This is a genomic window from Holdemania sp. 1001095H_141210_F2 (assembly GCF_015558105.1).
Lineage (GTDB): Bacteria > Bacillota_I > Bacilli_A > Erysipelotrichales > Erysipelotrichaceae > Holdemania.
This window is the reverse complement of record NZ_JADNPO010000001.1, coordinates 144,417-159,308: the sequence shown is the minus strand read 5'-3', so window position 1 is coordinate 159,308 and position 14,892 is coordinate 144,417. Positions and strand designations below refer to the sequence as shown.

Below are 14,892 nucleotides of genomic sequence, written 5' to 3'. Positions count from 1 at the left end.
CCTTATCCTATTTCTATTGTCCAGTATGCCCATGTCCGGCTGGGTCAATCAGACCTCCGCTTTAAAATCGAGCTTTTTCTATGTGACTGCGTTTTTTTCTCAATTTCCCCCTTTTTTTTCAATCATGTCCGACATTCTTTGATTTTTTTCTTCATTTTTATGATTTTTTTAACATTTTTATTGACTCCGATCAAATTTGGAATAAAATTAAACCATGTTTTCAGGAGGATGAGTTATGAAAATCACAGATCCGTTTGACGAATTTGGCTGCCTGCTGTTTGATGAAACGCTGATGCAGGAGCGGCTTCCGTATCCGATCTACAAGCGTTGGAAAGAAACCGTCGCCAAAGAAGATTCCCTGGACCGCAATACCGCCGACGCGATTGCGCATGCGATGAAGCGCTGGGCACAGGAAAACGGCGCCACGCACTTTACGCATTGGTTCCAGCCGATGACCGGCTCTACCGCAGAAAAACACGATTCCTTTATCGAACCGGATGAAAATGGTCAGCCGTTAGTTCGTTTTTCGGGCAAGTCGCTGATCAAAGGCGAACCGGACGCATCCAGCTTTCCCAGCGGTGGTCTGCGCGCGACCTTTGAAGCCCGCGGCTACACGTATTGGGACTGCACCTCGCCAGCCTTTATCCGTGACAACGTGCTGTGTATTCCAACCGTCTTTGTTTCCTATAACGGCGAATCGCTTGATAAAAAAGCGCCGTTATTGAAATCCATTGAGGCGATCAGCGCCGCGGCCACCCGGATTGTCAATATCTTCGGGGATAAAGATGTAAAACGTGTCATTCCGATGGTTGGTCTGGAACAGGAATACTTTTTGATTGACAAACGTTATTTTGAGCGGCGCCAGGATCTGGTGCTGACCGGACGGACGCTGTTTGGTGCAATGCCGGCCAAAGGACAGGAGCTGGAAGATCATTACTTCGGAAGTATTCCGTTCCGCGTCGCCGCTTTTATGAAAGAGGTCAATCAGGAACTGTGGAAATTGGGGATTTACGCCAAAACTGAACACAACGAAGTCGCGCCATGCCAGTTTGAAATTGCACCGATCTTCAGCAACGTCAACATTGCGGTGGATCAGAATCAGCTGACAATGGACGTATTGCGCAAAACCGCAGATAAGCATGGCTTCGCCTGCCTGCTTCATGAAAAACCGTTTGCCGGGATCAACGGCTCGGGCAAGCACAACAACTGGTCATTAGTCACCGACGATCGCCAGAACTTATTTGAACCGGGGGATAAGCCGGCTGAAAACATCCGCTTCCTGGTGTTTGTCTGCGCATTTATCAAAGCTGTCGATCAACATGCCGAGCTGCTTCGGATGTCATCCTCCGGCGCCGGCAACGACCACCGTTTAGGCGCCAATGAAGCTCCGCCGGCAATCATTTCAATCTATTTGGGCAGTTACATCGAAAACGTCCTAAACTCCCTGAAGGGTGCGGGGCAAACGATCGAGGATCAACAGGACAGTTCATTTACGCCGATCAGCGGTCTTTCATATATTCCCAAGGACAACACGGACCGCAACCGGACTTCGCCGCTGGCCTTCACCGGCAATAAATTTGAGTTCCGGATGCTGGGTTCATCCCTGTCTGCCTCGTTTGCCAACGTCGTGCTCAATACAATCACTGCCGATGTGCTCAACGAAATCGCCGGGCAGCTTTCGGATTTAAAATACAAGCAGGACATCCGCGCCCGCGCCCTGGAAATTTGTACGCAGATTTTAAAAGATCACGAACGGATTCTGTTCTCCGGCGACGGTTATTCCCAAGAGTGGGTCGCCGAAGCCAAACGCCGCGGATTGCCAAATATTCCATCGTTTATCGAATCGGTCAGCGCCCTGACCTCACCGAAAACTGTCGAGCTGTTTACGCGCAATCACATCTTTACGGAAAAGGAACTGAGCGCCCGCAGCGAGATTATGAACGAGCAGTATGTGAAGATTTCCGAGATTGAAGCCAAGGTTCTGATTGACATGACGCGTACGGAAATCCTGCCGCTTGTCACCCGGGAAATCCAGTCGCTGGCTTCGACACTGCGGGCGCTGGATCAGCCGGCTTCCTATTTCAGAAAGCAGCTGGCCCACTTAAATGAACTGATGGACCGAATGGATAAAGGCGCTGAACGTCTCGAAAGCAAACTGAAAGAGATCGACGGCGTCGGCGACTATCATGAGCGCGGCATTCGCTTCTATTATGAAGCTGCTCCGCTGATGCAGCAGCTTCGCAGCGCGATTGACGAGCATGAAACAGTTTTTGATAAAAAACAATACACATTGCCAACCTACGAAGATATCTTATTTCACAGCAATTAACTCGTTCCAGGGATCCGGATTGGATCCCTTTTCTTTATATAGTCCTTATATAGTTCTTGCCGCACCAGATGCTGCGTCGTTCCTCAAAAAAAACGGGCGAAACGCCCGTTAAAGCATATCGTCCGATCGGATATTCTTTTCTTTCAGCCGGCTGCTGACAAATCCGCGGACGACGACATAGAGAACCGCAAACACCGGCACGCCCAGAAACATGCCGAGAATGCCGAACATCCCGCCGCCGACGATAATCGAAAACATGACCCACAAGCTTGGCAGGCCCAGCTGATCGCCCAGAATCATCGGGCCGAGGATATTGCCGTCAAACTGCTGCAGAAGCAGGACGAAGACCGCGAAGATCAGCGAGTAAATCGGATCGACGATAAACAGGATAAAGATGCCCGGCACCGCGCCGATAAACGGGCCAAACACCGGAATCATGTTCGTCAGACCAACGATAAAGCTGATCAGCACCGCAAACGGCAGCCGCATGATCAACATGCCGATGAAGCAGATCAAGCCGATGATCAGCGAATCAATCATTTTCCCAATGATGAAGCTGTTGAACATCCGCGACGTCAGCCGGCTCAGCTGAATCAGCGACTCCACCCGGTTTTTTGGCAGAATCGCATAAGCCAGCTTTTTAAACTGTTCTGTAAATCGTTCTTTTTCCAACAGGATATAGACTGCGATAATCACCGCGATAAAGAAATTGAACGTCTGGCGGACAAACAGCCAGGAATAATTCAAGATCTTCGGCACGTAATCCTTAGCCATTCCCAGCATGGATTCCAGCAGCGCTTCGCTGGAATTAAATAGGATTTCCAGCCAGCCGGTTTTAAAGCCCAAACCTTCCGTAATTTCGTTCAGCAGCGTATTGGCTTTGCCCAGATAATCACTGAGTTGCGTCGACAAGGTCATAACGCTTTCCAACAGCTGCGGAATTAAAATCGCCATAAAGCTGATGAGTACGATGAACAGGAAAATGATCGCCGCCGCAACGCCGATTTTACGCTTGCTTGCCGGTTTCATTTTTGATTTTGCCAGCCATTTCTTTTCCACTCGGGCCGTTACCGGCGCCAATAAAAACGCCAACGCAAAGCCGAGGATAAACGGAAGCAGAATGCCGAGGATATTGCCCAGAAATTCCTTAAGCTGCGGAAATTTTGTGATCAGAAAATAAAAACCCAATAGTAAAATGCCCGAACAAGTCAGGGCCAGGATATTCTCTTTGGTTTGTTCTTTAAATTTAAATTTCATGGTGTGATCTCCCTTACTGTTATTTTAACATACTCGACCCTTTTCTATATTTAAAATTCTATTAAATTAACGTAGTTTATGATAAAATAAAAATGTAACTTAAGGAGGAAATTATTCATGAGAGGTATTTTATTAATTAGCCATGGTCAGTATGCAGAAGCTTTCAAAGGTTCTCTGAAAATGATCGCGGGCGAAGTTACAAATCTGTATTCCTGCTGCCTGCTGCCAACGGATGGCCCGGAACAGTTCAAGGAAAAACTGAACGCGCTGAAGCCGGAGTTGGACAAGTACGACGAAGTTCTGGTCTTTGCGGATCTGTTCGGCGGTTCCCCATGCAACACAACATTTGTTGAATTCGCGACGAATCCAAAATTCCATTTCATCGCCGGCATGAACTTCCCGATGGTTCTGACAGCGATTCTGTCGGAAGGCGAAGCGGTTGACAGCCTGATCGCCCAGGGACGCGAAGGCATCGTTGACGTCAAAGCGTTCATGGCCAGCATGAGCTCGGACGAAGACTAATTTACCCTTTATCCTTAAACAAAGAAGGCGGAAAATTTCCGCCTTTTCTTATGCTTCAGATTTCTGATATCCTCCGGAAAAGATCATCAGGAAACGGCCAGTTCCTCATGATAGAGCTGTTGCGCGAGGTTGTGATAATGGTCGTGAATTCGTTCCAGATCGGTCAGCACTTCGCTGAAGACGACGCACAGCGAACCGTCGATCTGTTGGCTGCGCAGCCTTTTAATCTGATCCTGACGGCTTTTCTCACAATACTGGTCCATCTGTTCCTCCAGCTGATCAATATGCTGCAGCGTCTCTGTCCGATGATATTCCTCAATCGCCGGCAGCAGCGCCGCCGTCTGATCCAGAATCAGCCGCAAATCCGCCAGCTCCTGATGTGCTTCCGGGGTCATCTTCTGTTTCTCTTTCAGAATTTGGGAGGCATGTTCCGATAAATTGACAACATGATCGCCCATCCGCTCCAAATCGCTGTTGATTTTAAACAAAACGTTTAACCGTCGGGAGTCCTCAACGTTCATCCGGGCTGTCGCCACATAGGGAATAGCGTCAATAATCTTACGGTGCATTGCGTCGATCTCGCTTTCCTGCGCCAGAATCTTCTCTTTATCCCATTCCAGTGTCGTCAAACCGCGAAAGGCTTCATCCAAGCTGGACTGCACTAGAGTATACATCCGGTTCAGCAGTTCGCTGATCTCATGCAGCGAAATCGTCACATTGCCCAGGCGCTGCTCCGGGATGCGCGTGATTTCAATCGCCGGCGCCGGCGTTTCTTTCTCCTGCGGCAAAAGCTTCATCGACAAAGCGGCCAAACCATTCCCCAGCGGAAGCAGAACCAGGGTAGTTACAACGTTGAACAGCGTGTGAAAGTTTGCGATCTGCGCCGCCGGATTGGCCGGCGTCCACTGCCCGATCCATGCGGTCAGCGGCAGCGCCAGCACCGCAACGGAGAACAACAGCGCCCCGCCGATGTTGAATAACAGATGAACCAAGGCAACCCGCTTCGCGTTCCGGCTGGAGCTTAACGACGAGAGCACCGCCGTGATGCATGTTCCAATGTTCATCCCGAACAGAATAAAGACGGAGTGCTGCAGCGTAATCAGGCCATTGTTGGCCAGTGTCTGTAAGATGCCGATGGAAGCGCTGGAGCTTTGGATGATCGCCGTAAAAAGCGCGCCGGTCAGAACCGCAATGATCGGATTATTAAACGCGGTAATTAACGACAGGAACGTCGGATCGTTCCGCAGCGGCGCCATGGCATCGCTCATCATCCCCATGCCAATAAACAGGATACCGAGACCGCCGACAATCATCCCGACCGCGTTGGTCTTTTCTTTTTTCAGGAAGACAACCATAACCACCCCGACCAGGGCAATCGCCGGAGCCGCCGCTCCGATATCCAGAGCGATCAGCTGTCCGGTGATCGTCGTTCCAATATTTGCCCCCATGATCACGCCGACTGCCTGCGGCAGCGTCATTAACCCTGCGTTGACAAAACCAACCGTCATCACCGTCGTTGCACTGGAGCTTTGAATTAAAGCCGTGATCAACGCCCCGACAACGACCCCCATCAACCGGTTTGAAGTCAGGCGTTCCAAAATTGACTGCAGCCGGTCCCCGGCGCACAGTTCCAAGCCGTCGCTCATCATCTTCATCCCGTAAAGAAATAATGCCAAACCGCCCATCAAGGCGATTACAAAACTAAGTTCCATACTTATGCAATAACCCTTTCCTCATATAAGCAAGCCTATTATAAAGGAAAAATCGGAACCCTGCTCAACAGAATTGTTAAGATTCCGTTAACAGGGATTCCTTTTATCATTTTAACTGGAATGGATTAAAGTTCCCGTACCCGGCCAAAATAAAAGTGATGTCCGAAGACACCACTTTTGAGAGTTTTGATATTAAGCCAGAACTCCGAAGAAAGCCAGAACGATAGCGAATAAGACAACAACCAGAATCAACTTGTTGGAGTTCATCCACTTCTTGCCCAGCATCCAGTAGCACAGAGCTGCGAATAATGCAGGGAACAATGCAGGCATGATGCTGTCAGCATATTTCTGCAGGTTGAATTCGTTAAACATTTCTTCGCCTGTTTCAGGGTCAATGCCTAAGCTCATTTTCAGAGTAGCCAGAGGGAACTTAACGTTCAGCGCGATCATGCCGCCGACAACCGTCAGGCCCAGGACAGAAGCAGCTTCCGTCAGAGCATTCATTGTGCCGGACAGGGAAGTAACCAGCTTAACGCCTTGTTCGTAGCCCATGTCAAACATCTTTGTACGGAATAACAGGACGGCAACCATCCAGATTTCCCAAATTGCGATACCTAAAGCATTGCCTTCCAGAGCCATTGTCGCTGCGATAGATCCGAAAACCGCACCAGCGATCATACCGAAGATTGTATCACCGATACCAGCGAATGGTCCCATCAACGCTGTCTTAATCGAAGCGGCGACGTCCAGACCAGAACCAGTTTCAGCTGTCTGTTCTTCGATAGCGATATTCATACCAACAATGATATCACCCATTGCAGGCTGTGTGTTGAAGAATACGGAATGTGTTCTCAACGCCTTCTGCTTCAGCTCAGGACGATCGCCATACAGCTTGTCGATAACCGGCAGCATAGTGGTCAGGTAGCCCAAGCCCTGCATACGTTCATAGTTCCAGCCGATCTGAGAGTTCCAGATCCAGCGCAGATTCAGACTTCTTAATTCCTTCTTAGTGAACTTCTTACTATTCGTCATAATCGTCGTCGCCTCCCTGTGCAGCGCCTGCAGCTAACTTAGCAGTAGCATTCTGATAAGTGATCAAAGCTGCGGCTGTACCGATCAAGGCAATACCCAGAATCGGCATATTGATATAAGCGGCTAATACGAAGCCCAGGATAATGAACTGCGGCTTCTTCAGAACTGGCAGGTAACGCATCAAGATTGCGAAACCAACGACTGGCAGCAATCCACCAGCGAACTTGAAGCCGTTCATGATGAATGCCGGAATGATCTTGATCAGAGTGTCAACGACGCCCTGGCCAGCAACCAGCAGTAACAGAACAGGCAATCCGCGGGACAGGCCCCAAGGAATGATGCCTAATGTGTTCATCAGCGCGATACCCTTTGTGTTGTCTTCTTCAACATACTTGTCAGCGATGTGCTGGAATGCAGTGTTGGAGAAACGAGCCAGGATGTCCAACTGTGTGAATAATGCAGCTAATGCGATACCGATTGAAGAAGCCATTGCAATCGGGTCAGCGCCGGAAGCAGCGCCTAACGCTGTCGCGATCATACCGGAAGAAGTGATGTTCGGAATCGAAGCACCTCCGTATGTGCCAGCGCCTAACTGAGTCATCTGTAACGTACCACCAACGATCAGGCCATATTTCATATCGCCTACAACAACGCCGGTGAATAAGCATGCAAGAATACAGTTGTTGAAACCGATGTTCCAAGACAAACTATCGACGATGCTCCAAAATGCCCATGCTGTGATCAGCAGGATTTGGATAATACTCAACCCTCCAGACATAAATAGTCCTCCCTTTCTAACCTTTTGTGTCTTTGGTTTTTTCCGGTTGCCCGGATCCTCGAAAACCATTTCAGCCGGGCTGAGATCCGCGTGGCTTCTTACGCGATTTCACAGACCAGATGTAACCGTTTTCTCGATGATTAAATGATACACTAGAAAATGGGATTTGTAAACCCTCAACACATATTTTTCACATAATTCAAAGAAATTTTCACAAAATTTGATGGTTCATTTTCTGTATTAAACACGTGTTAAAATTCATGAAAAAGCCCTGTATACAAGCTTTATTAGCAATTAATTTCGCTAATTTTTCGAACGGTTAATCCCGTTTTTTTTCTTTGCAAACTTTCACATTTTCTCCCCATGTTTCATAAAATGATTTGTTTTCCAAAGAAAGTTAAGCATTATTTCAGTCTATTCCGCAGCCTTTGGTTTTAGAACTTGAATATAAAAAAAAACAGGATTGCTCCTGTTATGAAATCTGTTTGGCCAGCTCCGTCAAATCCGCCGCCAGCGCTTCAATTTTTTCCCGTTCGACCTCGTCGTCATGATTGGTCGCGGTGTTCTCAACGATCAGCGAGCCGTTGAGGTTTTTGCCGCGGCAGACGATCATGCCCTTTTCATAGAAGGACAACGACGTATACTTTACATGATCCTCATCGACCAGGCTCGTGTGCAGCTTCGCTTCCGGATCTTTCGCCTTGACGATCGCTTCCAGCTTTTCAGCGTTGGTCTTGCTGGCTTCAAAATAGCCGATACCCAAGCGCGGGCCTTTGCCGACGCAGTCCAGAATGATCACATTGCGGTCCTTAATCGTATTGGGCAGCGCGTCGCGCAGCATATAATCTCCGACATGCGTGCCGTTGCCGCCGTCGGTCAGCACAAAAGCCACTTTATCCCGCAGCTTTTCCGGCAGCCGCTGAGCGATCAGATACGCGGCAATGACTCCGGAAGTATTCCGATTCAGATTGACTTTATTGCCGATCCGAAACGTCATCATAAACGAAACGACGACCAGCGCGATTAAAACGCCGAGAATTAACACGGACATCGCCAGATTATCCTGAAAATTGATCTTCCGTCCCAATCCCAGAAGCAGGATCAGCCCCAGCACCATGCTTAAGATCGCCGGCGTGTTCATCGGCAGAAACGAGGAAGAAAAACTGGCGTTGCCATCCAGCGGAAAATAGCGGATCGGATTGCCGAAATCGTGATTGAGCGTGTCGTAATGCGCGACGAAGATCGTCTTCGCCTTGCCGACGTTGCCGATCATCAAATTCATCCCCCTGGTTCTTTTTTTCTTTCCGATCGCCCCGCGCACGGAATAGCCCAGCGCCTGGAAATCCTTGCCGATCTCGTTGCAGAAGAAATTCTTCTCCTTGCGGGTAAACCGGCGGCCGATCGTCAGACCATATTTAATAATCAAATCATCAATATTCATAATAACCTCCAGCGAACGCGCTTGCACGAACGTCCGTTTATTACTTTCTGCCCCACTTCTTTGGCCACTTGAATGGCGAGTTCTTCATCTTCGCCTGCTGCTGCCGATGCGCTTCCTTATCCGGAATAAACTTATTAAAGCAATGCACCAATTTCGTACTGCTGTACGCGTTGATGAATACAAATTCTTCTTCACTGACGCGAATCACCAGCATATCCATACCGGCCTTGCCCTGGCGGAACACCCATTCCTGTACCTCATCCCAGCGCACCATCTGACAAAACTCCTCGTCGCCCCGGGTATAAACCACAAAATAATCAGGATAGGCTTCCAGCACGGTGTAATCCGGCGTTTTCCATAAAACCAGCAGTGCCACAATGATCAGAATGGCGCCTACAATCCAGACAAACTGCGCGGCGATCATCAAAATTCCGACCAGAATGCAGACGATGATCGAAACATACGGCTTGATATTAATCGAAACGACCGGCTTCCCCGACTGCGGCAAATCGGCGATCCGACACAGCTTCGCTCTCATTTCTTCCATGTTCTTCACCTCTTGCGTTTCATTATAACAAAATTCCCTGTATTCGTCATTCAAAATTCGACCAGAATCCAAAAGCGCTGCTGAAACCACATGCCCCTTCGTAAAAAAACAATGGGATTGTTCAAGACACTTGAACTTGGAAAAGCCGCTGCGGAATCGGGTTCTAAGCAGCGTCACCAATCAGAAACAGCGAGATCAGGCTCTCTGTCAATTCTGATTCAACGTTGCCATTTGTTTATTTTATACGGTTCAGAAACGGAAAAATTCCGGCTCTAACCACAGCTGAACAAGCCGAACTTAATTCATCTGTCCTTTCCTTTTCATTTTGCATTATGGAACCCGGCCATGTCCTTCTCCATTATTGAAATCTGTGATGTCCGACCTTTTTCAACATTCAAAAAGAGTACAAGCAAAATTGAAGCTTATTTCGAAAGAGAACGTCAAGCATCCCATGAACGTTCTTTTCACTTTGCGGATAATGGTTCATCATTTTCCCATGGGGGAGTTATTTCCCCTTTTATACAATATCAATCGTGCAGGATTTTGTTGAGCCGCGGATATCCGCTGGGGTAGAATGACTTTTATTTTTTCCAAGTCAGTTCAAGCGGAAATAGAATCAAAGCGATGCGGGTTTTAAGCGTGAAGCGGAAACCGAGGGAAAACCTGAGAAACTGTTGCTCAACGAATTTCAAGCGGTGACGACACCCAGAACAGCACGTCTTGAAAACCCTCGAGACTATCTCAAATTCATGACAGCCTTCAAATCAGCGGTCAGCCTTCAACTGATCCGGTTTTCTTTCCCTCCCTCTTCCCACGAATCATAACCGATGCGTGGCAATTCTGCATTTTTCCTCGTTTTTTCCTGGATTTTTGTTATAATGGAAAGGAAAAACAGAAAGCAATAAATTGAGGAGTGAGAAAAGCATGTGGATTGTAGCGTTTATAACCGTGGTGGCGGTGTTGATCTTCGCCTCGCGAATGAAAGAATTAAAGGACGCGCGCGAAGCGATTGCCGCGGCGGGGGGAATCAGTTCCAAATATCAGTGCATGGATTTTTCCAAAGGGCCGAAAATCGCCTATATCGTCCTGTCGATTCTGGGTGTACTTTCCGGAATTTACGGATATACCATTCAGGATTACACGACCGTCGCGCTGGGCGTTCTGATCTTCTTTTTGTTTCTGGCGGAATTCTTCATGGCCAACATCCAGTACAAGTTCTATTACAGCAACAGCGCCTTTATCAACCGCGGCAAAGTCGTGCGGTATAAAAGCATCAAGGACTTTGAAAAGAAAAAGATGCCGATGGCCTTCGTTACCGTCATCACCTACAGCGGCGATAAGCATTTAGTTCCGCCCAAGGCTTTGACCATCATCAAAGAACAAATGCAGAAAAAAGAGAAATAAACAGAAAATCCGCAGATCCGCGGATTTTTTTATTTGACAGCCTTTCTCTTCCGACGCTTTCTTCCCGGATGATGCGCTGAAATGAGAATTTATTGGCGCATCAAAATCGCAACCGCCTCAGCCAGCGAATTCACTACGATCTGCGCTTCCTGTTTCACTGCGGCGGGGGAGGAATGAAACGTAAAGCTTGGCGACGTCGTCCGCAATAGCGGAATATCATTATAGGAATCGCCGATGCCGGCTATCGTATCCAACGCCAAATGGGACTTCAGGATTTCAATGCCTTTCCCCTTGGAACAACCGCGCGGGGCGACGTCGATCCATTCCTCATTTTGAAATGCAGCAAGCGAGGGAAACTGCGTATTGATCTTCATCGCGATCTGCCGGGCGTAATCGTCGGTTTTGGCATACAAGGATAATCCGTAAATATCACTGGGCAACTCACTTATGCGGGTAAAGATCCGGTAAGGAATCGCGGTTAAAATCGACGCTGACGCCGGAATCTGACCGTCCGGCAGCCGTTGGCAATACGTGCCTTCGCAGGTCTGATAGTAAAAATCCAGCTTTGAGTCAAACATCCGCCCAACCTGAACAGCGGTATCATGATCAATACAGGCTTTATAAATTGTTCTTCCTTTATCGTCCAGAATCAGCGCTCCGCTGCTCAGAATCATGAAATCACAGCGCAAAACGCCGCGAATCGGCTCGGTTACCCCGGGCAGCGGCCGGCCGGTGCACAAACCAAAGCGGTGTCCCTGCCCTTGGAACGCCCGAATCTGCCGCAGATCCTCAGGCTTGAACGTCCCTTTGAAGAATAATGTCCCGTCAAAATCACTCGCCAAAACTTTCATTTCTTCCCACTCCTCTATCCGCCTGAGCGATGCTCAGACGTCCTCTGTTTACATTATACAGATCCAGCCCTGACTGTCAAAGTCCTGCGTTGTATCCTGGAGCCTTCTGAAAATGTCCGAAAAAACAAAAAAAGAACAGCCGCCCCGGCGATCGCTCGCCCGAAACGCGACTGTTCTTCCTGATTTTAATTTACAGTTTCACCTGATTAAAGGTCTTTGATCAGCGGCATGAAGTCGATTTTTTCTTCTGTCGGAACCATCTGCGCTGTAAATTTGACGCCTCTGTCATTCAGCTCTCTGAATGCAGCGACATCTTCCGGCGTAACGCTGACCGAACGCTTGATCTGCGTCGAACCGTGCTTGTTGGACATGTTGCCGACGTTGACAACCGGGAACATATAACCGGCGTCCGCAACCTGCTTAATCGTTTTCGGGCCTTTCAGAACGATGAAGATCCGATCCGTCGGGTAAGCTTCGCTCTTCAGTCTTTCCGCTGCTTTTTCAGCCGGCAGAATCGACAGCTTAACCGTTGACGGGCAAGCCATCTTCAGGGCGATTTTCTGAATTTCATCCTTCGCTGCCATATCATCGATAACCATGATACGCGTAGCGTTTAACGTATTCGTCCAGACAGCTGCAACCTGACCGTGGATCAATCTTTCGTCAATACGAACATTTACAATTTCCATAAGTGTAATTCCTCCCTTTGTAAGCGTTTAATTTGACTATTCACATTTTAGCGTAATTCCAGAGTCGTGTCAATATTTCCATTTGGACACTCCCCGCGCTTTGTCTAAATGTTATTTCGGTTAAAACCTGAAAAACGCGCTCAACGGAGGTGATAGAAGACATTTTGCGCAGGATTAAGCGCTTACAATTCGATCAGAAATTTTCTTCAGCTATAAATTTTTTTGGTTAGCGCCTGTGAACTTTTTGTGAAACTCTTTCAGAAACAATCTTTCATCCCTTTTGCTTTGTAAATCACGGCAAACTTGAGTATAATGAAAAACGGCGGTGATGAAATGACCTGTTTAAAGGTAATGACCTTCAATTTAAAAAATGACATGTTCTTTACACGGAAGAATCTGCGCTGGGATACCCGCCGGCAGTATGTCCGCAATCTGATCGCTTCCACCTCGCCGGATATCATCGGCGTCCAGGAATTAAGCGACGTGATGCGCGAACAGCTGCAGGCGCTTTTACCGCAATACCAGTTCGTCGGTCAGGCGCGCAATCGCCGGCGGCAGTTCATGAACGAACATTCCGATATTTTGTTTCTGAAAGATCGCTTTGAACTGCTTGGGGAAAAAACGTTCTGGCTGTCAAAGCAGCCGGATCAAGCCGGCAGCCGGACCTGGACGAGCGTTTTCCCGCGGATCTGCACGATGGCGCAGCTGAAAGATTTGGAAACTGAACAAGTCTTCCGCGTTTTCAACACCCATCTGGATCATTTGCTGGCCTACACCCGGACCTTTGAAATCCGCACGATTATTGATGAAATGCAGCGGCTTCAAGAGGAAACAGCCTGTCCGTTAATCCTGATGGGCGATCTGAACACCACGATGTCCAGCCGCTCGCTGCAGCTTCTGATCATGCCGGAAAATCGGCTGCGGCTCAAACCGGTCTATGATTCCTCGGCAGCGTTCAACACGCTGCATTATGGCAAGGGCCGGTTAAAGGAAGATCGCCTGCCGATCGACTATATTTATGTCAGCGAGGATTTCGACGTTCGCTCAACACGGATCATTACCACCTGTTTCAACGGATTATATCCATCCGATCACTATCCGGTCATTTGTCACCTGGTTAAGAAAGGAAATGCAGAATCATGAGGGATTATTTGGAATTATTCGCAACCTTCAGCAAGCTGGGGCTGTTCACCTTCGGCGGCGGCTATGCGATGCTTCCGCTTTTGGAATCGGAAATCGTCGAGAAGAAAAAATGGGCGACCTACGATGAAATCACCAATTACTACGCGGTCGGTCAATGCACGCCGGGCATCATTGCGGTTAACGTTTCGACCTTTATCGGCTATTATCAAAAAGGCGTGCTGGGAGCGCTGGTCTCGACCTTCGGCTTCGTCTTCCCGTCGCTGGTCATCATTATCATCATCGCGGCGTTCATCCAGAACTTTGCGAGCCTGGCGATTGTCCAGCATGCTTTGGCGGGTTTGCGCGTTGGCGTGTGCGTCCTGGTACTGACTTCCGTCTACAAGCTGATCAAAAACGGCGTCAAGGACGGCTTCGGCATTGCGATGTTTATCTTCGCGTTTGTGCTGTCGCTGTTTACCAACATTTCAGTCGTCTTCATCACGCTGGGGGCCGGCTTATTTGGATTCTTAAAATATAAGCTGGGAGGGAAAAAGGCATGAGTTTACTGATTCAGTTATTCCTTGAATTTTTCAAGATCGGTCTGTTCGCTGTCGGCGGCGGTTTAGCCACCATCCCGTTTTTACACCAGCTGGCGGAAAAATACACATGGTTTACCGTAGAGACGTTGGTCGACATGATTGCGATCTCGGAATCAACGCCGGGTGCGATGGGCGTCAACATGGCGACCTACACCGGCTTTACCACCGCCGGCATTCCCGGCTCGCTGGTTGCGACGCTGGGACTGGTGCTGCCGAGCATCGTCATTATCATCATCATTGCCCATTTCCTGAAGCAGTTCAGCGACAGTCCGGTTGTCAAGGCGATCTTCACCGGATTGAAGCCGGCGGTCGCCGCGCTGATCCTGTGCGCCGCGCTGAATCTGGTCAACGTTTCCGTGATCAACCTGAGCGCCTTTCAGGCATCCGGCAGTCTGATTGATCTGTTTCCGTTAAAAAATATTATTCTGTTCGCCGTGCTGTTATTCTTAACGACGAAAATCAAAAAGCATCCGATCGTCTGGATTGCCCTGTCGGCAGCGGTCGGCGTCCTGCTTCAGTTCTGATCTGTACGCTCCCCGCTTTGGGGAGTTTTTTTATTGGCTGCAGCCACGCCCGGAAGACAAACTTCATATTCATTTTCCCAGCGCA

14 protein-coding genes are annotated in these 14,892 nt (G+C 48.7%); 6 read left to right on the top strand and 8 right to left on the bottom strand.

Translation table 11 applies throughout. The annotated features are described in order from the left end of the window. The first annotated feature begins 235 nt into the window (after nt 1-235). A complete protein-coding gene (locus I2G61_RS00790) occupies nt 236-2,329 on the top strand; it encodes a glutamine synthetase III (protein ID WP_195547747.1) in 2,094 nt (697 codons plus the stop codon). A 108-nt stretch (nt 2,330-2,437) separates the two neighbouring features. On the opposite strand, the gene I2G61_RS00785 is transcribed toward I2G61_RS00790, so the two are convergent. After that, nucleotides 2,438-3,586 carry an AI-2E family transporter gene (locus I2G61_RS00785; RefSeq protein WP_072683984.1) on the bottom strand — a complete coding sequence of 383 codons (1,149 nt, stop codon included), beginning with the start codon at nt 3,584-3,586 and terminating at the stop codon, nt 2,438-2,440. A gap of 117 nt (nt 3,587-3,703) precedes the next feature. Between I2G61_RS00785 and I2G61_RS00780 the strand changes: the two genes are divergently transcribed. After that, nucleotides 3,704-4,108, top strand: coding sequence for a PTS sugar transporter subunit IIA (locus I2G61_RS00780; RefSeq protein WP_006058758.1), 405 nt, complete (start codon nt 3,704-3,706; stop codon nt 4,106-4,108). An 86-nt stretch (nt 4,109-4,194) separates the two neighbouring features. Here the strand turns inward: I2G61_RS00780 and I2G61_RS00775 are convergent, their stop codons facing one another. The 5 genes from I2G61_RS00775 to I2G61_RS00755 all read right to left on the bottom strand — a co-directional run bounded on the left by I2G61_RS00775 (nt 4,195) and on the right by I2G61_RS00755 (nt 9,618). After that, nucleotides 4,195-5,820, bottom strand: a complete 1,626-nt coding sequence (locus tag I2G61_RS00775; RefSeq protein WP_072683983.1) for a Na/Pi cotransporter family protein — start codon at nt 5,818-5,820, stop codon at nt 4,195-4,197. A 192-nt stretch (nt 5,821-6,012) separates the two neighbouring features. Further along, nucleotides 6,013-6,852, bottom strand: coding sequence for a PTS system mannose/fructose/sorbose family transporter subunit IID (locus tag I2G61_RS00770; protein ID WP_072683982.1), 840 nt, complete (start codon nt 6,850-6,852; stop codon nt 6,013-6,015). Beyond that, nucleotides 6,842-7,630 carry a PTS sugar transporter subunit IIC gene (locus I2G61_RS00765; RefSeq protein WP_195395373.1) on the bottom strand — a complete coding sequence of 263 codons (789 nt, stop codon included), beginning with the start codon at nt 7,628-7,630 and terminating at the stop codon, nt 6,842-6,844. The genes I2G61_RS00770 and I2G61_RS00765 overlap by 11 nt, the downstream gene beginning before the upstream one ends. A gap of 472 nt (nt 7,631-8,102) precedes the next feature. Continuing rightward, nucleotides 8,103-9,071 carry a hypothetical protein gene (locus tag I2G61_RS00760; protein ID WP_195547746.1) on the bottom strand — a complete coding sequence of 323 codons (969 nt, stop codon included), beginning with the start codon at nt 9,069-9,071 and terminating at the stop codon, nt 8,103-8,105. A 40-nt stretch (nt 9,072-9,111) separates the two neighbouring features. After that, a complete protein-coding gene (locus I2G61_RS00755) occupies nt 9,112-9,618 on the bottom strand; it encodes a hypothetical protein (protein WP_072685042.1) in 507 nt (168 codons plus the stop codon). A gap of 924 nt (nt 9,619-10,542) precedes the next feature. Between I2G61_RS00755 and I2G61_RS00750 the strand changes: the two genes are divergently transcribed. Continuing rightward, nucleotides 10,543-11,022 carry a hypothetical protein gene (locus I2G61_RS00750; RefSeq protein ID WP_072685041.1) on the top strand — a complete coding sequence of 160 codons (480 nt, stop codon included), beginning with the start codon at nt 10,543-10,545 and terminating at the stop codon, nt 11,020-11,022. A gap of 89 nt (nt 11,023-11,111) precedes the next feature. Here I2G61_RS00750 and I2G61_RS00745 read toward each other — a convergent pair whose 3' ends face one another. After that, complete coding sequence (locus I2G61_RS00745; protein WP_072685040.1) at nt 11,112-11,873, bottom strand: HAD hydrolase family protein; 762 nt, start codon at nt 11,871-11,873, stop codon at nt 11,112-11,114. 206 nt (nt 11,874-12,079) lie between these two features. Continuing rightward, nucleotides 12,080-12,562, bottom strand: coding sequence for a PTS sugar transporter subunit IIB (locus I2G61_RS00740; protein WP_072685039.1), 483 nt, complete (start codon nt 12,560-12,562; stop codon nt 12,080-12,082). Nucleotides 12,563-12,895: 333 nt separating this feature from the next. On the opposite strand from I2G61_RS00740, the gene I2G61_RS00735 reads away from it, so the two are divergent. The 3 genes from I2G61_RS00735 to I2G61_RS00725 are packed head-to-tail and all read left to right on the top strand — an operon-like array spanning nt 12,896 to nt 14,807. Continuing rightward, on the top strand, nt 12,896-13,705 hold the full coding sequence (locus tag I2G61_RS00735) for an endonuclease/exonuclease/phosphatase family protein (RefSeq protein ID WP_072685066.1): 810 nt from the start codon (nt 12,896-12,898) through the stop codon (nt 13,703-13,705). After that, nucleotides 13,702-14,244 (top strand): chromate transporter, encoded by a 543-nt coding sequence (locus I2G61_RS00730; RefSeq protein WP_195395375.1) that lies wholly within the window; start codon nt 13,702-13,704, stop codon nt 14,242-14,244. Before I2G61_RS00735 ends, I2G61_RS00730 begins: the two co-directional genes overlap by 4 nt. Then, nucleotides 14,241-14,807 carry a chromate transporter gene (locus I2G61_RS00725; protein WP_072685037.1) on the top strand — a complete coding sequence of 189 codons (567 nt, stop codon included), beginning with the start codon at nt 14,241-14,243 and terminating at the stop codon, nt 14,805-14,807. Before I2G61_RS00730 ends, I2G61_RS00725 begins: the two co-directional genes overlap by 4 nt. Nucleotides 14,808-14,892: the final 85 nt, after the last annotated feature.